This window comes from Parasphingorhabdus sp. (assembly GCF_036963805.1).
GTDB lineage: Bacteria > Pseudomonadota > Alphaproteobacteria > Sphingomonadales > Sphingomonadaceae > Parasphingorhabdus.
On the sequence record NZ_JBALUN010000001.1, the window covers coordinates 1,151,654 to 1,171,957 of the forward strand.

Sequence of the window (20,304 nt, forward strand, 5' to 3'; positions counted from 1 at the left end):
TCTATTTCCAGAGCCCCCGCACGATTGTAAATGGTTCAGCGGCATCATGGCCGGAAATAGAACCAAAATACCGTGCGGTAATTTCGAGGCTTTCCAGACTGCGGGGATGAGGAGCATCGCGTAACTCGTCTTTATAAGCCGAGAAAGCTTGAAGCTTGGTCTTTAATGTTGTGCTGATGTTAACAAATACCTGCGGCCGGAAACTCTCATTGGGGTGCAAGATCCCCCATTCGGTTGATGAGTTGACATAATAACATAGCACGATGCGTATGGACTGGCCGGGTGTCGGGCGTGATGCGACCATCGCGGATTGAAACAAGCATTTATGGTCAAAATTAACATCGGCTGGGTGATGCACCATTAGTAGGTCGGGAGCCTGATCTGAGATGACGGATTCCATCCATTTGTTGATTTCAATGTGTGGTATTCCATCCAAACGCATATCCGGAAATGGACCATAGATGATCTCATCCACACCCAATATAGACATGGCCTGCTCCGCCTGCATCTGGCGGCGGCGAAAGGCCTCCTGATTCCCATGATATTGTGAGGATGTTCCATCGGTGGCTATAGCGACCGCTACCCGGCACCCCTGATTTTTCAGTTTAGCGATGGTGCCGCCAACGCCAATTGTTTCATCGTCAGCATGGGCCGCAAGCACTAGACATCTTTTGGCATTGCTTAGCATTTAATTCGCTCCAGAGCCTTGAGCTGCTCTTCAAGTTGGGTAATGCGGCTTTCGAGAATCTGCAGCTTGTCCTCCGCACGGTAACCAAACACGTCCCCCAGTTTGCAAATAGGACGAGAATCACCCCGGTCAGTATTTGGGTTGTTGCCCCCCAACCATATCGGACTATCTGCGCATTGTATCAGAAGCATGGTCTGTCTTTTACGCAAAATCTGTCCGGTTACTCCATGATATTGCAGATCTGTTTCGTTGGCAGGCTCTGCCCGCAGAAACCGAATTTTGGTACCATCCAGATAACTATATGCGCCAGGATAGGGTGGCGAGACCGCTCGCACCAATCTATCAATATATTCGGCATCATGGTCGAAGTTAATCCAGCCATCCTCCGGGCGGCGCCTCGCGTAAATTGAAGCTTCTAGATCGGCTGGTTTAACTGTTGGCTCAATTCCATTGTCCAAGTCACAGGCCAAATCACAAAATGCACGTTTCAAATTGGCCGTTACCAGATCATAGACATCCATGGCATAGGGGCGCTCACCAATATCGAACCAACGCCTGATCAACAGTGCACCCTCGTCAATTCTTTCTGTCATCCTGAACAGTGAAATTGCGCTGCGACGATCTCCGCGCAATATCGTCCATGGAACCGGTGCCCGACCTTTTCCGAACGGCAAAGGCGCAGGATGGGAACCGATAACACCTTTTGGGAACTGGGCCAGCATTCTGCTCTCAATGATTTGGCTCCATCCCAGAACAAAGAGATAGTCAGCATTTTGTTGAGCTGCAAAATCGATTGCTTCACTACTATTGATATCGGAGATCGGCAAGCAGGGTAACCCGCGTGAACGGGCAATGCTCGCGATGTCAGCATAATCAGAGATTTCCGTCTTCAGCGCATCATCGGCGCAAAACACGCCTACGATTTGCGCCTGTTGCCCGATTAGGCCCTGCAGGACAATTTCAGTCTCAATATTCCCTCCGAGGCACATTATTCTAGTCATCAAAAGTTTCTCCCCATTCATCATGGGATGGAGGATGCGTTGCAATTTTCCTTAATACGACCATGATGGCTGTTAGGGTTAAAATTTTGATATCAAAAATCAAAGAGGCCTTGTCCAAATATTGCAAGTCATAAACAATCCGTTGATGCCAGTTTAGTGATGTATTGCCTGATATCTGTGCTAGGCCAGTTAGGCCCGGCTTGGTCAAAGATCGCTGGCACTGCCGAGGAGTCATTTTCCGGTAGTCATCTTCTGTCGTTGGCCGCGGCCCGACGAGTGACATATCCCCTTTCAAGATATTAAAAACCTGTGGCAGTTCATCGATTTTAAGAGCTCTTAAAAAATTTGCGCCGCGAAAAAAACGCGGGTCATGGGCAATGGTGACGTTACCGAGATCACTCTCGACCCCCAAATGCATTGTACGCATTTTCAGTATTGAAAAGGGCTTTTGCAAATATCCTACCCTTTGCTGACGAAACAACACTGGTCCAGGGCTTACCATTTTGATCCATAGCCCGGAAATCATTAATACCGGCAGAGCCATCAATAATGTTATCAGGGAGATACTGATATCGAGGCTCCGTTTGAGCGAACTGGCTGCATAGGGGGTCACGGTGCCTGATATTTTTACTGGTTCCTGGTCGCACTTGGTCATCATCTTACCCACTACACGTAATCATGCTTTCTTATGCCATCCCAATCGTTGGACAGCCGGGCCGTTCCCATGATCAGCTTGATCACCCGTTCAGAAGTATTGGAGATTTGATAGTCATCAGGAATTGGGCAACGCTCGCCGCTTGTTTTGCGGTCCGCATCGACGGCAACAACCATCTTGATCGCTTCCAACATCGTATTCCGATTAAGTCCAGTATTGACGATATTGCCAGTATCTAGCGCTTCCGGTCGTTCAATAGCATCACGTGGTGAAATTGCCGGGAAATCGAGAATGCTGCTTTCCTCAGCGATAGTGCCGCTGTCTGATATCGCGCACAAACTGTGCATTTGCAGATGATTATAATCATGAAAACCAAAAGGTTTAAGGTCGCGCACCCTATCATCAAAGACAAGTCCTTCTATAGCCTCCAACCGATTGCGGGTGCGAGGGTGGGTCGAGATAATTACTGGAACATTATAATCTTCTGCCAACTGGTTAAGGGTTTCAACTAAGGAAATAAGGCGCTGTTTGCTATCGACATTTTCTTCTCGATGCATTGAAACGATAAAGTATTTCCCACGCTCAAGGTTTAGGCGCTCAAGGACATCAGAGGAATTTATCTGCGTGCGATAGTGTTCCAGCACCTCGCGCATTGGTGATCCAGTCAGATAGATCCGCCGATGCTGTATGCCTTCACTCAATAGATGGCGACGGGCATGCTCGGTATAGACCAGATTGAAATCGCTGATGTGATCAACCAGACGCCGGTTTGTTTCCTCCGGCACATTTCGGTCAAAACTGCGATTGCCAGCTTCCATATGATAGATCGGGATTTTCATCCGCCGCGCCATGATTGCTGATATGGCACTGTTTGTATCGCCTAGAACCAGTAAGGCATCCGGCCGCTCGGCCTTAAGCACTTTTTCGGTCTCAACCAATATCCCGCCCAGCACAGCGCCGAGGCTGGAAGTATCCACACCCAGAAAATAATCCGGCTTGCGCACTCCCAGATCGCTAAAAAAAACCTCGTTGAGTTCATAATCCCAATTCTGGCCGGTATGAACAATTTTATGATCAACATGTTTGTCGAGCCGAGCCATCACTCTTGAGAGCCGGATAATTTCTGGGCGTGTCCCTAATACGGTCATCACTTTTAATTTAGGCATGCAACTTCCTCGAGAAATGGGGTACTTGAAGTGATTAGATCAAACACAAATCTATCGTTACACTGGATCAGCATATGTGTCAGGATTGGATGGATCAAACAGATGGTGTGACCAAAAAAAGGTGATTACATCCTCATTTCCTGCATTCTCGATATGGTGGGTGTGCAATGGCGGCATATCTATTGCCACAGGGGAATCTCCATCGACCTGAAAGCTGTGCACTTCATCGTCCAGCACCCGCCGTATGCGGATAACAGCCTTGCCGCTCACCACTAAAAATCTCTCGATTAGATCGAGGTGAAAATGATCGCCACGCATTTTCCCCGGGAATGTGGTCGAGAGAAAACTCTGTGATTGATTTCCACCCTTTGCGGTTTCGAACAAGACACCGCGCTGATCCCTATTGACCTTCAACGGCATTGGGCAATGTTCGGGGAAACCGGCTGTGCGATAGCTGTTAAACAAGGCCAGGTCGAACGCGTCGTCCACATTAGGAAAGATATTGTTCGTATAAAGCGCATGAAAGCTACTCAGTTTCTTAAAAAGATCGACGACCGATATATCTCGCCCTTGGGGGATCAGGTCGCCAATAGTGCCTTTAAGCGCAGCATCGATAGCAATTTGCGCTGCCTCGCCGGCGTGCAACAGTTGCACGCGACCCTCCGGATTAAGGTCCGGCTGCTCATCTTTCCAGATTTTGTCGATCAATGTTGCCGTGACATTATTATAATAGGGGCGTGCACATTCGCCAAAAACATGCGGTAAAACCAGATTGGTATAACGTAGCGTATGCTGAGCCAAGATTTCCCCCGCAATCCGCTTGGAGCGTCCGTAAAATGTATCTTGGGTAGCATGAGTGGAGTTCGCATAGACAATATGGGGAGAAACTATAGCGGCTTCGCAGCCTGCAACTAGCTGCCGCGCTATGTGTGGATTGGCCTGTTCGACTTCAGTTTCCTCACCGCGATTGGCGCCGGCAAAATGCAGCACCACATCGACCCCGTTCAAAGCTTCCGCCAGCCTAGAAGTGTCGGCGAAATCTTGGCGATTTATCTGCACCAGTTCGTAGGGCTCGGGATTGCCCTGATAGCGAGCAGCACAATTTTGCGCATGTAGTCGTGCGCTGCTGTGCCAGCCTAGAAGCCCTCTGGCACCTGTGATTGCTACCTTCATTACTGTTCTGCTTTCCAGCTGTTCATCTCGGCTTGGACTTCTGGCAAGGATAGCAACAATTGTTTGACTCCTTCCACATTCAGACGCTCGGTATTGTGCGAATGGTAATCTTCCAGTTCCAGGGAGGTGTCTGCGCCCTCGACAAAATAGGGTTTGTAATTGAGATCACGCGTGTCCAGTTGAAGCCGGAAATAATCACCCATATCCTCTGCGGTGGACAGTTCTTGAGTACTAGCGAGTGTCTCATAAAGTTTTTCTGCATGGCGCCAACCAATTATCTGGACTTCATGATCGGGGACCTCAAACAACTCAAGTAAGGCAGTAACTAAATCAATAATGGTTGATGCAGCCGCCTTTTTTATGAACAAATCCCCTTGTCGGGCGTGATCGAAAGCAAATTTCACTAACTCGACACTGTCGCGTAAGGGCATTAAAAATCGCGTCATTTGAGGATCGGTAACGGTAATCTGCTTTCCAGCTTTTATTTGTTGGATAAACAACGGGATCACTGATCCTCGTGAACACATCACATTGCCATAGCGCACGCAACTGATCATAGTATCCGCGTGGCTACCAATCTCGCGTGCTGCGGATTGAGCAATTTTCTCCATCATGGCTTTGGAAATCCCCATCGCATTGATGGGGTGGACAGCCTTGTCGGTGGACAGGCAGACTAAGCTTTTCACCTTATTATCGATCGCCGAGCGGACTACATTTTCGGAACCTAGTATATTGGTTTTTACAGCTTCCAGCGGGAAGAACTCACAAGATGGCACCTGTTTCAAAGCGGCCGCGTGGAAGACTGCATCAACTCCATGCATGGCGCGATCAACGCTTAAACGGTCCCGGATGTCCCCAATATAATAGCTGATCCGAGCATCATTGAGCAAATTCCGTAATGCATCCTGCTTTTCTTCATCTCGGCTTAGAATGCGGATATTCTCGTAGCCTTCTTCTAAAAGCCCACGTAGCATAGTTTTGCCAAACGAGCCGGTACCACCTGTAATTAGTACACTAGTCATGCAATTTTCCAATTCATATAATTCAGTCATCAGCATTTTTGGGATTTTATGTGAGAGAAAGTGAACCTATAGCAGCGCCGTGCCTCAAACCACCTTATTTATCAAAAAATCAAATACTCAATAATTTGTCTAGGACGAAGATTGACGCTCGGCTTGCAGATACCGCCAAACTCAAGGTCACTTCGACCTAAACCGATTTCGGGCTGATATCGTGATTTCATATCCTTATTGAGCCAGAAGTCGGATCATTTTGGGTTTCTTCCAGTCCGATTTGGGTTGATGTAGCCTGTCTTTCTAGCCTTCGGCGTCAGGTGGCGACGATTGCCGCCCTTTCGAGCACAACCAGATGGCGCATGTTCTAAGCCAGTTTTGCATCCCTATCTTCGCGGTCGCCCGCAAAATGCCGATGGTATGCACAAATTTGTCGCCCATGCTGTGCTGGCATCCAAACACATGTTCACTCGTACTCGCACTTTTGAGCGGGTCTTATTGGCGGCTTCTTCACTCGGCGTGAGTGGTTCACCCGCTGCGTCCAGACCTTCATAACGGCGGCTCAAATCAAAAAATCCTGGCTGACCCACATTGTGAAATCTTTCCTCAGTTCAAATCTACTGAATCAGAAATCCGGCGCGGACGAAAGCGAGTCTTTCGAGGTGGCCCAAATACGTATGACTCCATTGAATTAAATAATCATTGGAAAACGGCGAAAGCTTTTCGGTGGGAGGCAACGTTTTTCAAGAAGTAAATATATTTACCTCATTTAGTTTAACGTCAAAGCCATCCCCAGTTTCCGAAGCGCGGCCATTGATATCAAGCCAATAATAGCTGCATCCAGACTTCGAGTTGTCTATTTGGAGATTAGTTCTTTCTCTTTGGAGCGGAATTCTAATGGTTTGCGGTACACCTTGCGTCGCCTCGGCGCAGTTCAAGCTAACGTTTATCCGCGTATTGTCAGAGATATGGTCACTGGGCTTTATGTCCAAAGTCACTGCCGCTGGGGGTAATTTGATGAGTTGGCGAGCAAGTAGCCCGCCGGAGTTTCGGATAGCGCTTAAAGCTAGATTTCCATTGGTGACGACTGCGCCGTATTCTCCGGTAGAGAATAACTGCCAATCAATTGGAGGATATTTGGGCGTCGTCGCGAAAGAGCTGTTTCTTAGCAAAGAGCCAGCTTCTCTATCACCCACTAAAAGTTGGTATAAGGAGTCCGCTTTCTCAAACTGTTGATTACTGGCCAGGGCACCAATTAGACTGGCATCGCGATAGATATCTTCATCTTCATTTGGATTATATAACATCTCCCGTAAGCGTGCGGCGTTCCCAATTACTTTTGTGTTTCGAACCACTGCGTCCCAAAATCGGTATGCCCACGGCGGGCCTTTTGCGAGTAGGCTTGCATATGGCGCTATGAAATTATCATCAGCTAGAGAGTCTGCCATCACCGGAATGATAACTGACGCCGCAGATGTGCTTGTGCGCAGCATTGTGTCATAATGGTGCAAAAGTGCGGGCAGGTCTTCTCGTGCTCCGCTATCGGCAATCATCCATGCGGTGATCAGGGGTTGCCGCCGCGAGAGCAATAATGACTTATTCATTAATTGACGTCTGTCCTGATCTGCTTCGCCAATGCCAAGAATTGCGATCGCTTCAGGCACCACGGGTTCGGCGATAAAGGCCGACCGCGCAAACTCGGTAGTCTTAGGATTAACATCATCAGGAAAATGCCCTGCATTTCCTGCAATGGCAGTTTTTATAGAATTTGCTGCTATTTTTTCAGCAGCAAATCCGTTCGTTGGGGAAAGAATGATGGCAAGCTCTGGTGCTTTACTTTTCGCTATCGCACCCATAGCCGTTAGGCCGGACGTTATGGCAATCACCAAGCCAATAATCCAGATAATGCTATTCTTCATCATCGTATGACACCTAATTATCGCCAGACTAAGCTATTTCAGATCCCTTACTGCCATAGCTATATTCATACGCATAGCCGTAACCATAACCACTATTTTGGGCTTGAACCTTCGTGACTATGCCTCCAAAAATATGCGCATGCGAACTACGGACACGCTGAATGGCCGCTTGAACACCCCGAAGCTTAACGCCGCCCGCCTCAATAGTATAAATTACGCCTTCCACAGAATCTGCAAGTAGGGGAATATCTGCTAATCCCAGCACAGGTGGTGCGTCGATAATCACAGTATCATAGGTTTCGGACAGCTTAGTGACCAGTTCACACATCCGTGTGCTGCTGAGTAATTCTGCGGCGTTAGGCGGTATAGGGCCTGCGGTCATCGCATCAAAACCATATTGGCTATCACGGTTAATCAAATTCTCTAAATCATCATCTCCCGCCAGATAATTGCTGAGACCATTTGCATTCTTGCCATTCAGCATTTTATGCAACGAAGGATTGCGCATATCGCCATCAATCAGCAATATCCGTTTCTTGGTACTGGCAAGGACCGCTGCCAAGGCCAACGCAGATGTACTCTTGCCTTCATTCGGCCGCGTGCTGGTCAGGAGGAATGATCGCGGAACGCCGTGATCTGTGAGGAACGCCAAACTTGTGCGGATCGATAGATATGCTTCCCAAGCGACAGATTTTTTGTCGTCAAGAGAGCGGAGAATATCTTCTTTGCCCAAGTCCGGGATTGAACCAAGCGGTGCGATCCCGAGTTTGAACTTGAGATCCGAGGGATCCTTCACTGTTTGATCAATCTGCTCCATTATGAAGACGTAGGCAGCAGCTAGACCGAGGCCCGCCAGTATCGCCAGAGCAATGTTGAGCAATAGCTTTGGGCTTGATGGCCGCTCTGGTGGCTGGGCGCGGTCGACGACAGAAATATTATTCGTTCCGACCCCGGCCACGCCGATTTCTTTGTAGCGCTGGAGCAACCCGTCATAAAGCTGCCTGTTAGTGTCCACTTCACGCTGGAAAATATTATACTGGATTGAATCGCGGCGTTCACCGCTAAATTGACTTTTTAGGCCATTAACCTGTGCGCGCAGTTGTTGTTCGCGATCCAGTGCCTCCTGATAGCGTGCGGACGTGCCTGTGCGGGAACGCGCTTCTTCGGCCGCAATGCTCTTGTCGAGCGCATTGATCTGTGTAGCAATCGCCATTGCGGCAGGATATTCGGGTTCAAACTGAACCATCAGTTTGGCATATTCGGACTGAATTTTTGCGCGTTCTTCACGAAGATTATTAAGCGCAATATTGGTAAGGGCGTTTTTGTTGCCAGCCCTCCCGCTCGCCTCGCTTTCAGCGGCGATACGATCGGCAATAGCAATGGCTAGAGCGGAATTCAGCGCTTCCAGATTTGCGGACGCAAGCGTTTTTTGGGACACAGTTTTCCCGTCTGCCGTCTGTTCTGATGATAATGTGATAATCTGCTTGTTATCGGCATAAGCAGATAGATTGCGCTCCGAATCTTCGAGTTTTTGTTTGAGATCCGCTAACTGCCCCTCGAGAAACTTTCGTGCATCGGCGGTAGAGCTGAAGCGCCTGTCAAGGTTTGAGGCAATAAATTGCTCTACCCATGTGTTGGCGATCTGCGCCGAAAGAGCTGCACGCGGGCTTTGAAAATCAATCGCGACCAAGCTAGAGCCACGGATCGGCGATATACTGATATGTGCTTGCAGAATATCTGCGGCTAGTTTGAACCGCAAGTTACGTTGTGTGGCAGATTGGGTCTTGGAATCATCTGTCAAAAGGCCACTATTGTCCGGATCGACATTGAAGGTTTCGAAAAAATTATCATTTGCAGTAAGATTTTGGGCTCGAACTACACGCTCCGCAAGGGAGCGCGATTCCAGTAGCGAATATTGTGTCTGATAAAATTCAAGATTCTGCCCGGCGCTATCGGATGACGTCACGCCTTCGACATTTGTCACCTTGTCTTGTTCGCGATTAATTTCAACCGTCGCCGTTGACGTATAATATGGCGTCATTAGCAATGTTGCAATAATGCCGAGTGCGATACAGGCAGCAAGGATGATCGCGCTAGCGACCCTATGACGCAGCGCCGCTTGCCAATATTGAACCAATATTGGTGTCTCATGATCCATATCGGAATAGGGATCGGTATCAGTAAAAATGCCCTGACCATCGCTAGAAGAAGTGTTGTTCATACGCAGACTATGTGTACCATCTATTAGTTTCTAAACAATATGATCAGCGGAGTGGTGATCAGTGGAGACGCTTGAATCAGGTCGCGGAACAACCGACGCGCCTGAGAATCGCCCACGACAATGACGTCATTAGCGAAAACTTCCGGATCGGAATAGGCGCCCCGCCGAATAGCTTTCAGATTATAAAGACCGGCCATCTGCTCGCCGTTGACGCTTCGGAAAATCACGACGTCGTCTAGCTTTGCGAATTCGGACGTGCCGCCGGAGGTCGCGACTGCCCTCATCAGCGTCATACGGCCAATAACAGGATAAAGCCCGGGTTTTTCTACTTGGCCGTCAACAGTGATAACCTGACTGACGGTTTCCTCTAGATTTACCGTGATCTGAGGGTCGCGAACATAGCGGCCCTGCAAACGCCTTTCCAGCTCATTTGCCAGTTCGCCAGGCGTAAGGCCAGAGGCCTCCACCACTCCAATTAACGGGAACGACAGGCGCCCACTGGCGTCAATCTGCACTTCCTTGCTCAAATCTTCAATACCAAACACATCGATTTTGAGTTTATCAAACGGTCCGATGAGATAGGGGCGATTGGAGCTTAGCAAGTCTACGCGTGTTGGCTCAGGAAGCCCCTCACTGGACACGACTGTTACGTTGGGGCTGCCTCCAAGTATGGTAGACCCGCCGCACGCAGATAACAGGAGAGCCAAAAATAGGATCGAAAGGCGCTGCATCATATTCGATAATTTCCGTAAGTTCTGAAGTCCGTTAGACGAAACTATTTATTGCGTAAACCGCTCATAGACGAGCCGTGCTTGATGATGATATGTAGTGCTTATGTTCTGGCTTTAAGCGCATTGCGCTGAACTGCGTTCATATTGTCTGTGAATATACACGCTATGACCGCAAATAAGGCGATTACGGATGGTACGCGTAATGGATAATCGCCGATGCTGCCCGCCAAAAATAATAGCATGACCATAGCAGCCATTATAACCGTGTATTTTGTAAAACGGGAGTAACGCCAGTCTTTGGTCAATCTTAAAAACTGTATAGCGGCCCATACAGTTGCTGCCGCACCGATCAATATTGCTGGGAGACCGCCTTCTATGGGAAATTGCAGCCAATCATTATGCGCCTGATTGAGATAAGAAGGTTTCAATAGTTCCTGCGGTTCGTATATCCGATATACATGCTCGAAAGTACCAAAGCCACTTCCCCACGGGAAATAGTCTCCCATCATTTTTGAAAGTGTTGGTACAAGCTGGCTGCGCAATTCTTCAACATTATCGTCACCGAAAAGCCGGTCAAACGCCAAAGAACGGGCAAAGTATACGGAGAGCCCCGCCAGTGTCACGATTAGGAAGATGCTAGAAAATAGCGTGAGCCGCCGCGACGCAAGCAATTTTTTTCTGGTATGATCGCTTCTGGCGGAAGGCTGACTTTCGATTGTATGCCGTCCAAAATAAACCAATATCATTGCGGTAACCAGTGCGGGGGCCATAAGAATCAAGCCCGCTCGCGATCCTGTTATAAAAATCAGTGGTACAATGATGAAAATAATAGCGATGCTGCTATAAAGCTTCAATGCAGCCTGCTTCGCAGTCATAGAACGGGACGCTGCGTTCCAGCCAAGCATGACAATTGTTGCTGTCAGTATAACCGCCTGGTGATTGCGATTAGCAAATAAGCCGACGGCAAGGCCATGACTGGTAATATTGTAAAGGTAGAGAGGGCTACGCGCAGGTCCGGTAAGCTGAAATATGGCCCACAATGCGCTTATCGCGGCCAAAGTTATAATAACAGCAATGGCTTGTGTCCGGCGCTTCTCATCAAGATTGAGATAAAGCATCATCGCAGAAATTGGAATGGCAAGCGAAAAAAGACTGTTCAATGTGCGAGAAGGCGAGAGCGTTAGCGGCCGCCATGGCTGCTCAATGCCAGCCAAGTCAGCAATATCTGCGAAAATCTGCCGCCCGGGTAACGCCGTCCAGACATGCGGCGGAAGAGGGATCAATTGCAATAGCATTAACCCGGCAAGTGCCAACGCAATAAAGAGGGGGAACGTCCTGCCTTTCCATGCATCCCAGTCCATGCAGGTTAAAGCATAGGCACCGAACAGCACGGCCAATGGACGAAGCAACACCAGCGACTGCACATCATCACGTGAACTACCGCCCATGAAAAACACGAGCGTCAGAAACGCCGCAAAAGCATAAAAGCGGGCATTGCCTCCGCTAAACCGCTCTCTAAGCCTATCGATTTTTCTTGTTATATTTCTGGCCATCCAAAATTCTTCTATAGCAAAAGACAATGCCGATCGGCCCATTTTGAAGCATATATTCCTTGTGTCGTTAGACATCATATGAAAGATTGGCAATGATGTTTGTTTGATAACACATGTTTACAAAACGCCTACGGAATGCTCAAAACGTATTTATAAAGTGTTCCAACGAACCAGCATCCAATACCGCTAAGTGGTTCCGTGCTATGAGTGCAAAGCGGGCGAACGCGCAGCCAATTGGAAGTCGGGGTATGTAGCGGGGTGGATTTTGGATTTGTCGAATATATTATACCATGATTTCAATGCCTAGAGATTTTAATTCGAATTCCTCCGTGTCGGCCAATGCAAATTTTTCACGTCTGCTGAATTTATAACGCCACGCTTCTGATGGCTTATTCCATTCATACTCTAATTGCCGTCCAGCGCAGACATCCTCAAACTGTCGTTAGTCAAATTGCTCAGTTCTTTAATTAGCAAAATATTAGCCTAATCCTGCTATTTAGTGGGCCATGCAAAGCAGTCCAACATCAAAGCCGAAGGTCGTCACAATCTTCGGCACAAGGCCAGAGGCCATCAAACTATTCCCCGTGATTCGCGCGCTGTCAAAACGCGGCAACCTGAAATGCATCAGCTGTGTGACTGCACAGCACCGCGAAATGCTGGATCAGGTATTGGAAATAGCCGATATTCAACCCGACTATGATCTCGATCTGATGCGCGCCAACCAAAGTCTGGATGAACTTACCGGCCGCCTTCTTACTGGTATTGGCGATACTCTCGACGAAATAAAACCGCAGCGGGTGGTTGTACAAGGTGACACGGCCACCGCGATGTGCGGAGCGCTCGCCGCCTATTATCGCAAGATTCCGGTTAGCCACGTCGAGGCAGGCCTCCGCAGTTACAATATATATCATCCATGGCCAGAAGAGGTGAACCGTAAAATTATCGGGACCATCGCCGATCAGCATTTTGCACCGACCGAGACATCTGCAGCGGCGCTGCGTAAAGAAAATATCCCCGACGAACAAATAAGCGTAACGGGCAACACAGTTATTGATGCATTGCTGGTGACAACAGAAAAGAACCGGACCGATCAATTCATAAATGAAGACCTGCAGAATCTGTTCAACAAATTCGCCGGCAAAAAAATCATCGGGGTTACCAGCCACAGACGCGAGAATTTTGGCGATGGATTGACCAATATTGCGTCAGCCCTTCGTGAAATCGCTCGCCGCGATGACGTCGCGTTGATCTTCCCGGTTCACCTTAATCCTAATGTGCGCGCGATTATGAACGATGCTCTTGGAGAGCTGAGCAATGTTGCGATGATTGAACCGCTGGATTATCCAAATTTCGTGGCTTTGCTAAATAAATCTACACTGATGCTCACCGATAGCGGCGGCGTTCAGGAGGAAGCCCCTGCTCTTGGGAAACCCGTATTAGTAATGCGCGACACCACGGAACGGCCTGAAGGGATAGAGGCAGGTACAGCAAAATTGGTGGGGACCGACAGAGGTGTGATCGTCAAAGAAACCAACAAGCTGCTAGATGACAAAAAATATTATGATGCAATGGCAAAGGCCCATAATCCTTTTGGCGATGGGCATTCCAGTGAGCGAATTGCAGATATTATCGAGCAAAGCCTGATATCCTAAAAGCACGCTGTAAAAACTCGCCCTCCACATCTTCCATTACCGAAATCTTTACGATGTTCACCTATCGTGAGTCCTGAAATTTTACGCCCCTTATGGCGCGTTCAGGAGAAATGATTACCATGCTTTCCGACGAGAAACCTTCCGTTTGCGTTTTAGGCCTTGGATATATTGGCTTGCCAACGGCGGCGGTCATCGCGCGTTCGGGATGTGCGGTGCTCGGCGTTGATGTAACGGCCCATGTCGTAGACACCGTTAATAGCGGCAAGATTCATATTGAAGAGGTTGATCTGGAAGGCCTCGTACAAGGCGTCGTCGCACGAGGCACCTTACGGGCGTCTCTGCAGATTGAACCTGCCGATGTATTCGTTATTGCGGTACCGACCCCCTTTGGCGCAAATCATGTTCCCGACACCAGCTATGTAATGGAAGCCGCGACCAATGTTGCTGCTGCCTTGAAAGCCGGGGATACCATCATATTGGAGTCCACATCCCCTGTCGGGACAACGGAGAAAATGCGCGACTTGATTTCAAGATTGCGCCCTGACCTCAAGATACCCGGACTTACCAATGATGTTCCCGACGTCGCCATTGCCTATTGCCCAGAGCGCGTCTTACCGGGACGCATTCTTGAAGAACTCACGAATAACGACCGGTGCATAGGCGGTATAACGCCGCGCTGTGCCCGCAAAGCATTGGGGTTTTATCGTCGCTTTGTCCGGGGCGAATGCGTAACGACAACCGCACGCGCGGCGGAAATGACCAAGCTGGTCGAGAATAGCTATCGCGACGTCAATATTGCCTTTGCAAATGAGCTTTCGATTGTAGCGGACGAGATGGATCTTGATGTGTGGGAGGTTATCCGCCTCGCCAACCGTCATCCCCGGGTCAACATATTACAACCTGGTCCCGGTGTCGGCGGACATTGTATCGCGGTTGACCCGTGGTTCATTATTCATGGCGCGCCCAATCATACACCGCTAATTCGTATTGCCCGCGAAGTAAATGATGCCAAAATCGATCATGTGCTGGAACAAGCAGCACAGTTGATCGACGAATTGCCCGGCATATCTGTCGCCTGTTTCGGTCTGGCATTTAAAGCCAATATTGATGATTTTCGCGAAAGCCCCGCGCTTAAAATCGCCGCCAAACTAGCGCAGAAATATGGTGGACGTATAAAGATTGTGGAGCCTTACGCGAGCGAATTGCCGACCGCCTTTAACGGAACCGGCGCTGCGTTAATCGATATAGATGAAGCGTTGGAAAACTGTCCTGTCATGATCACGCTGACAGATCATGATATTTTCAAATCCATCCCGTTGGATGAACGAGCCGGGAAGGTCGTGTATGACACCCGCGGTATCTGGCCGGATCAGCCGGATAATGTTCAGGCGGTCACTGGTCTTCGCCTTGCGAGCTAATAATTCCTGGACTCCCAAAAACTCTTAAATCTCGTCGGCCAACTCCGCCAATGTTGCCAGACATTCTCGTGCCAACAGTTTGCAGCGTTCCGGTGACCAGCCTTGTTCACTATCTGGTAGATCGCGATTGTCCTTAAACGGCATTTCCAGCGTCATTGCCACGGCGCCGAAGCGTTCGGCAATCTGATTTGTGGACATGGAGAGATTCGACTTGCCCTTAGCCGCCGTGGGATAGCCCAGTTTTGTTTGAAAATCTGGCGTGCGCGCCGCCAGCCGGTCGCGATAGCTGTTATATTTTCTGCCTTGGTCTTCGGTCCAGCTCGGGATGCCCTCAAAACCGGCAATAAACACGGCCGGGATGGCCTCATCGCCATGGACGTCCATCGCAAAATCAACCCCGCTTATATCCATCGCGTTACGGACGCACAGGACTTCGGGGCTTTTTTCTGCGCTAGGCTCATGCCATTCGCGGTTGAGGTTGGTTCCAGCGAAGTTGGTCCGCAAATGCCCTCGGCCTGAGCCATCCGGATTCATATTCGGAACGATATGAAATTGGCATTTTTGCAACAAAGCCCGGGCGTGGGGATCAGCGGGGTCGGCAAGCATTTCCAAAGCGCCCTCCATCCACCATTCTGCCATGCTCTCACCGGGATGCTGGCGCGCGTAAAGCCAGACTTGTTTATGGCCCTCACCCATCTCGAGGCAGTCGATTGGTTGTCCTTCGAGCGAGTGGCCCAAAGTCCGGCAGGTGACGCCTTCAACCGAAGCCAGTTCAGCGATCAGATCATGATGTCTGTCAATGCTATAGGGTGCAAAATAGGCAAACCAGACAATATTGCTGGCGGCCGTGTAGCTTATCGAAAGCGTGCCCTTATTTTCATCATAACGACTTTCGGCGCGCCCCCAATATTCCCGGTCTTCGCTGACACAGGCATTATATCCGGGCCACCCTTGCGGATAAGCGGAGTCTTTCAGGCCGTTTATATTGAGTTCGAGCGTCTCTCCGATCTCGCAAGTAACGCGAAAATGGAACCATTGGAAAAACTCGCTGTCCTTATCTTTTCGGATCGACAGTTCGGCCTTCGCGCCGGTCACTTCATGGACGTTGATATTTCCGCTATCAAAAGCGGCGGTGATCTGGATATTTTGGGTGCTCATGGCACTATGATACTAGTTCCTGACTCTCCGGGGAAGTCCTTGAATAACGCTTCAGCTAATTTAGAGGCTGCGAGGCCCGGCTGCGAGGCCGGCGAACCATCTTTGGCTTCAAGGGAAGAGCGCCCTTCCCAGATCGTCTGACTATCTGCGCGGCGGCTGATGCGGACGGATAATTCGATCGCGATTTTGTCTTTCGGCTTGCCGCTCAGATCAATGCCAATGCCTACACCTAGGCCAGAGCCATAGCTGCCGGTGCTTCCACCAACTCCAACCGATACCGGTGACCGTCCTTCACCAGCGGAAAGACGGCTTTGCTCAACAGTAACCCGCGCGACATATTCGCTTTGCCTTGCATCCGTCCCTAGGCTGGAAAAGCCCACGCGCTGTAATTCACGCCGGACAGCGGCCTCATAGGTGCCTTGCTCTAATATCCTGCCCTGCGTTTCATCCGATGCCGACTCGATAGCCACCGTCCCGGTAGGTATCTGTGTGTCCTGCGCGATGTGAAAGCGGGTGACATTCACTGGCGGCATCGCGGCCACACAAGCGTTCAAAGCCAGCGATAAAAGGGCTAACCCAAAAAATTTTTGCATAGACATGTCTTTCCAACTTCTGACCAATGGCCCTCTATCGTAGCCCAAATTCAATTATTTAGGCGTAAATAATTGCATCCGCATGGCTCCATGGTTAACCAAATGAGGAGTTTTCTCCGATATGCCCCCTGACACATCAATTTTATGAGGAAATAATATGCCAGATCGCTTCACAATATTGGTTACTGGCGGCGCAGGCTATATTGGTAGCCATGCTATATTAGCTTTGAAAGATGCTGGGTGGCCGGTTGCAGTCATCGATAACCTTACCACCGGATTTCGCTGGGCAGTCCCAGACGATGTGGCATTTTATGAGGGCGATATTGAAGATACGGCGCTGGTTCAAAAAATCATTAAAGAACAGAATATCGGCGCCATCATGCATTTTGCAGGATCGATCATCGTTCCGGAATCTGTCGAAAACCCCCTCAAATATTATCATAATAACAGCGCCAAAAGTCGCAGCCTGATTGATTCAACCGTGACGGGCGGCGTGAAGCATTTTATCTTTTCGTCCACCGCCGCAACCTATGGCGTTCCCGAAGAAAGCCCTGTGAGCGAAGAAACCCCGCAATTGCCGATCAACCCCTATGGCATGTCCAAATTGATGACCGAGCATATGCTGCGCGATGTTTCCGCCGCCCATGACTTTAATTTCTGCGCCTTACGCTATTTTAACGTAGCTGGCGCTGATCCAGCAGCACGAACGGGGCAATCGACGGCAGGGGCCACGCATCTCATCAAAGTTGCCGTGGAGGCAGCCTTGGGCAAGCGGGACAGCGTTGCCGTATTCGGCACGGACTATGAAACGCCCGACGGCACCGGCGTCCGCGACTATATTCATGTTTCCGATCTCGCCGCAGCCCATGTGCTAGCCCTAGAGGCACTAATTTCCGATCCGGATCAGAATCACTTGCTTAACTGCGGCTATGGTAAGGGGTTTTCGGTGCTCGAAGTGCTGGACGCTGTAGACCGGGTCACGAATCTTAGGGTCACACGCAATTTGGAAGGCCGCCGCGCCGGTGATCCCGATTCGCTGATTTCAGACAATCGCGCGATCATGAAACGCTTCCCATGGCAGCCCCAATATGCGGATTTAGACAAAATTGTTGCCCATGCACTGGCTTGGGAGCGTAAATTGGGCGAAATTCGCGGAGAATGACCGACCTCAATGCTTGACTTTGGCGGACCACAACCCTAACTGCACCGTCTGCATACGGCTTAGGCTGTTTTCAAGAAATTCAAATTATTAAGGCGTGGTACCAAAATGAAAGTCCGCAACTCTTTGAAGTCGCTCAAAAACCGTCATCGGGACTGCCGCGTGATCCGTCGTCGTGGCCGCACCTATGTGATCAATAAAACGAATCGCCGGTTTAAAGCGCGCCAAGGCTAATCTCGTTTCATGGCAGGAACGACTGCCATTTCTAAAATTGATACGGTAATTTTTGACATTGGGAACGTGATTTCTCGTTGGGATATCCGTTTTCTTTATGAAAAGCTAATCGATGACCCGCAGGAGCTGGAATGGTTTCTGAAGAATGTCGTCACGCCTGAATGGCATTTCCAACATGATGCGGGCCGTAATTTTGCTGACACCAGCAAAGAATTAATCGCACGGTTTCCAAATCACGCTGCATTGATCGAGCTTTTTTATCCGCGATTTAATGAAACCAGCCCCGGCGAGGTCGAGGGAGTTGCGGAACTTATCGCGCGCCTGAGCTGCGCTGATGTCCCCCTATTTGCCATATCCAATTTCTCTGCGGAATTCTGGCCAGACTTTCGCTCCGACAGGCCCGTTTTTGATAATTTTGCGGATATTATCATCTCGGGAGAGGAAAAACTTATAAAGCCGGATGCTGCCCTATATCGGCGCGCGCTAGACCGGTTTGATATCGCGGCTAGCCAATGCCTGTTCATTGACGACCGGCTGGATAATATCGAAGCTGGCGAAGCCCTAGGTATCAAAGGACATCATTTTCATGACGCCCTGATATTAGAGCGCGAGCTGAAATCACTCTCATTATTATAGCTGGTAATAGGACACGACAGCGAGCCGATATCAACCCTGGCTGAGAAATTTCTTCATATTCCGCGCCGCTTGGCGGATACGCTGCTCATTCTCAACCAATGCGAGCCTCACATAGCCCTCACCTTCATCGCCAAAGCCGGGGCCGGGAGCGACCGCCACACCTGCTTCTGCAATCAACCGTTTAGAAAACTCCATGGCGCCCAAATGTTTGAACTGCTCAGGGATAGGGGCCCATGCGAACATGCTGGCCTCTGGTGACGGGATGTCCCATCCGGCACGGCCAAAGCTTTCGACCATGACGTCGCGGCGCCGTTTATAGAGCGCGCGATTTTCCGCGATAATATCCTGCGGTCCGTTTAAAGCGGCTGTTGCTGCCACCTGTATCGGTGTGAATGCACCATAGTCGAGATAGCTTTTAACCCGTGTCAGCGCCCCAATTAATTTCTGGTTGCCGACCGCAAATCCCATGCGCCAGCCAGGCATAGAATAGGTTTTCGACATGCTGGTAAATTCAACCACACATTCTTTTGCGCCGTCAATTTGCAGCATTGAAGGCGTTGGCGTGTCGCCAAAGTAAATTTCAGCATAAGCAAGATCACTAATCACCCACAGCTTATTCTCGCGGGCGAAATCGACAACCTTCTGGTAGAAGTCGAGGTCCGCGACATAAGCGGTCGGGTTGGATGGATAGCCCATGACCAATACAGATGGCTTGGGAACCGAATTGCTCATCGCATATTCGAGCCGGGTAAAGAAATCCGGGCCCGGTGCAGCGGGAATCGTCCGGATAACCGCACCGGCTATGATGAACCCGAAGGTATGAATGGGATAGGATGGATCAGGAGCCAGAACGACATCGCCCGGCGCCGTTATGGCTTGCGCAAGATTAGCCAGACCTTCCTTGGAACCCAGCGTAACAATGACTTCACTTTCCGGGTCGAGGTCAACATCAAAACGACGCTTATAATAAGCTGCCTGAGCCTTGCGCAGGCCCTTGATACCTTTGGAAGCGCTATAGCGATGAGCTGTCGGGCTATACGCTGTTTCTGCCAGCTTATCGATCACATGCTTTGCCGGCATGCCGTCCGGATTGCCCATGCCAAGGTCAATAATATCTTCCCCGCGGGCTCGCGCCTCTGCCTTCATCGCATTGACTTCAGCGAAGACATATGGCGGCAGGCGTTTGATGCGGTAAAATTCTTCTGACATGATACAGTGATTCCGGCGTTTCGTTTTACAGAGCGGATGCTTTGCGCAACTTTGCTAGTAATGTCGAGAGATTCAAGACAAATTATGAGTTGCGCTACGTTCGCGCGCGGGCTTGAACACGGAGC

The 20,304-nt window shown here is 49.7% G+C and carries 18 protein-coding genes; 5 read left to right on the forward strand and 13 right to left on the reverse strand.

The features are described from left to right. Window position 1: 1 nt before the first annotated feature. From V7676_RS05555 to V7676_RS05600, 10 genes are all read right to left on the reverse strand, one after another. Window positions 2-688 (reverse strand): PIG-L deacetylase family protein, encoded by a 687-nt coding sequence (locus V7676_RS05555; RefSeq protein WP_335658647.1) that lies wholly within the window; start codon window positions 686-688, stop codon window positions 2-4. Then, entirely contained in the window at window positions 682-1,689 is a 1,008-nt protein-coding gene (locus tag V7676_RS05560) for a methionyl-tRNA formyltransferase (protein WP_335658648.1), read from the reverse strand. Before V7676_RS05560 ends, V7676_RS05555 begins: the two co-directional genes overlap by 7 nt. Further along, window positions 1,682-2,347 carry a sugar transferase gene (locus V7676_RS05565; RefSeq protein WP_335658912.1) on the reverse strand — a complete coding sequence of 222 codons (666 nt, stop codon included), beginning with the start codon at window positions 2,345-2,347 and terminating at the stop codon, window positions 1,682-1,684. The genes V7676_RS05560 and V7676_RS05565 overlap by 8 nt, the downstream gene beginning before the upstream one ends. Before the next feature lie 8 nt (window positions 2,348-2,355). After that, a complete protein-coding gene (gene wecB, locus V7676_RS05570; protein WP_335658649.1) occupies window positions 2,356-3,510 on the reverse strand; it encodes a non-hydrolyzing UDP-N-acetylglucosamine 2-epimerase in 1,155 nt (384 codons plus the stop codon). Window positions 3,511-3,567: 57 nt separating this feature from the next. Continuing rightward, a complete protein-coding gene (locus tag V7676_RS05575) occupies window positions 3,568-4,683 on the reverse strand; it encodes a polysaccharide biosynthesis C-terminal domain-containing protein (RefSeq protein WP_335658650.1) in 1,116 nt (371 codons plus the stop codon). Further along, entirely contained in the window at window positions 4,683-5,735 is a 1,053-nt protein-coding gene (locus V7676_RS05580; protein ID WP_335658651.1) for an SDR family NAD(P)-dependent oxidoreductase, read from the reverse strand. Before V7676_RS05580 ends, V7676_RS05575 begins: the two co-directional genes overlap by 1 nt. A gap of 704 nt (window positions 5,736-6,439) precedes the next feature. Next, the gene (locus tag V7676_RS05585; RefSeq protein ID WP_335658652.1) at window positions 6,440-7,618 is read right to left on the reverse strand and encodes a hypothetical protein; all 1,179 of its coding nucleotides are present in this window, start codon (window positions 7,616-7,618) and stop codon (window positions 6,440-6,442) included. Window positions 7,619-7,643: 25 nt separating this feature from the next. Further along, the gene (locus V7676_RS05590) at window positions 7,644-9,836 is read right to left on the reverse strand and encodes a GumC family protein (protein WP_335658653.1); all 2,193 of its coding nucleotides are present in this window, start codon (window positions 9,834-9,836) and stop codon (window positions 7,644-7,646) included. 23 nt (window positions 9,837-9,859) lie between these two features. Then, the gene (locus V7676_RS05595; RefSeq protein WP_335658654.1) at window positions 9,860-10,570 is read right to left on the reverse strand and encodes a polysaccharide biosynthesis/export family protein; all 711 of its coding nucleotides are present in this window, start codon (window positions 10,568-10,570) and stop codon (window positions 9,860-9,862) included. Window positions 10,571-10,668: 98 nt separating this feature from the next. After that, window positions 10,669-12,120, reverse strand: coding sequence for an O-antigen ligase family protein (locus tag V7676_RS05600; RefSeq protein WP_335658655.1), 1,452 nt, complete (start codon window positions 12,118-12,120; stop codon window positions 10,669-10,671). Window positions 12,121-12,626: 506 nt separating this feature from the next. Here V7676_RS05600 and wecB (V7676_RS05605) point away from each other — a divergent pair. Further along, window positions 12,627-13,772 carry a non-hydrolyzing UDP-N-acetylglucosamine 2-epimerase gene (gene wecB / locus V7676_RS05605; RefSeq protein ID WP_335658656.1) on the forward strand — a complete coding sequence of 382 codons (1,146 nt, stop codon included), beginning with the start codon at window positions 12,627-12,629 and terminating at the stop codon, window positions 13,770-13,772. A 119-nt stretch (window positions 13,773-13,891) separates the two neighbouring features. Next, entirely contained in the window at window positions 13,892-15,190 is a 1,299-nt protein-coding gene (wecC, locus tag V7676_RS05610; RefSeq protein WP_335658913.1) for a UDP-N-acetyl-D-mannosamine dehydrogenase, read from the forward strand. Between the two features lie 24 nt (window positions 15,191-15,214). Here the strand turns inward: wecC and V7676_RS05615 are convergent, their stop codons facing one another. After that, window positions 15,215-16,348, reverse strand: a complete 1,134-nt coding sequence (locus V7676_RS05615) for a M14 family metallopeptidase (RefSeq protein WP_335658657.1) — start codon at window positions 16,346-16,348, stop codon at window positions 15,215-15,217. Next, the gene (locus V7676_RS05620; RefSeq protein WP_335658658.1) at window positions 16,345-16,941 is read right to left on the reverse strand and encodes a DUF4136 domain-containing protein; all 597 of its coding nucleotides are present in this window, start codon (window positions 16,939-16,941) and stop codon (window positions 16,345-16,347) included. The genes V7676_RS05615 and V7676_RS05620 overlap by 4 nt, the downstream gene beginning before the upstream one ends. Before the next feature lie 157 nt (window positions 16,942-17,098). Between V7676_RS05620 and galE the strand changes: the two genes are divergently transcribed. The 3 genes from galE to V7676_RS05635 all read left to right on the forward strand — a co-directional run bounded on the left by galE (window position 17,099) and on the right by V7676_RS05635 (window position 18,970). Further along, entirely contained in the window at window positions 17,099-18,103 is a 1,005-nt protein-coding gene (gene galE, locus V7676_RS05625; RefSeq protein WP_335658659.1) for a UDP-glucose 4-epimerase GalE, read from the forward strand. Window positions 18,104-18,208: 105 nt separating this feature from the next. Beyond that, on the forward strand, window positions 18,209-18,334 hold the full coding sequence (ykgO, locus tag V7676_RS05630; protein WP_011415100.1) for a type B 50S ribosomal protein L36: 126 nt from the start codon (window positions 18,209-18,211) through the stop codon (window positions 18,332-18,334). Window positions 18,335-18,343: 9 nt separating this feature from the next. Beyond that, on the forward strand, window positions 18,344-18,970 hold the full coding sequence (locus V7676_RS05635) for an HAD family hydrolase (RefSeq protein WP_335658660.1): 627 nt from the start codon (window positions 18,344-18,346) through the stop codon (window positions 18,968-18,970). A 30-nt stretch (window positions 18,971-19,000) separates the two neighbouring features. Here the strand turns inward: V7676_RS05635 and V7676_RS05640 are convergent, their stop codons facing one another. Continuing rightward, entirely contained in the window at window positions 19,001-20,179 is a 1,179-nt protein-coding gene (locus tag V7676_RS05640) for an LL-diaminopimelate aminotransferase (RefSeq protein ID WP_335658661.1), read from the reverse strand. Window positions 20,180-20,304 lie beyond the last annotated feature (125 nt).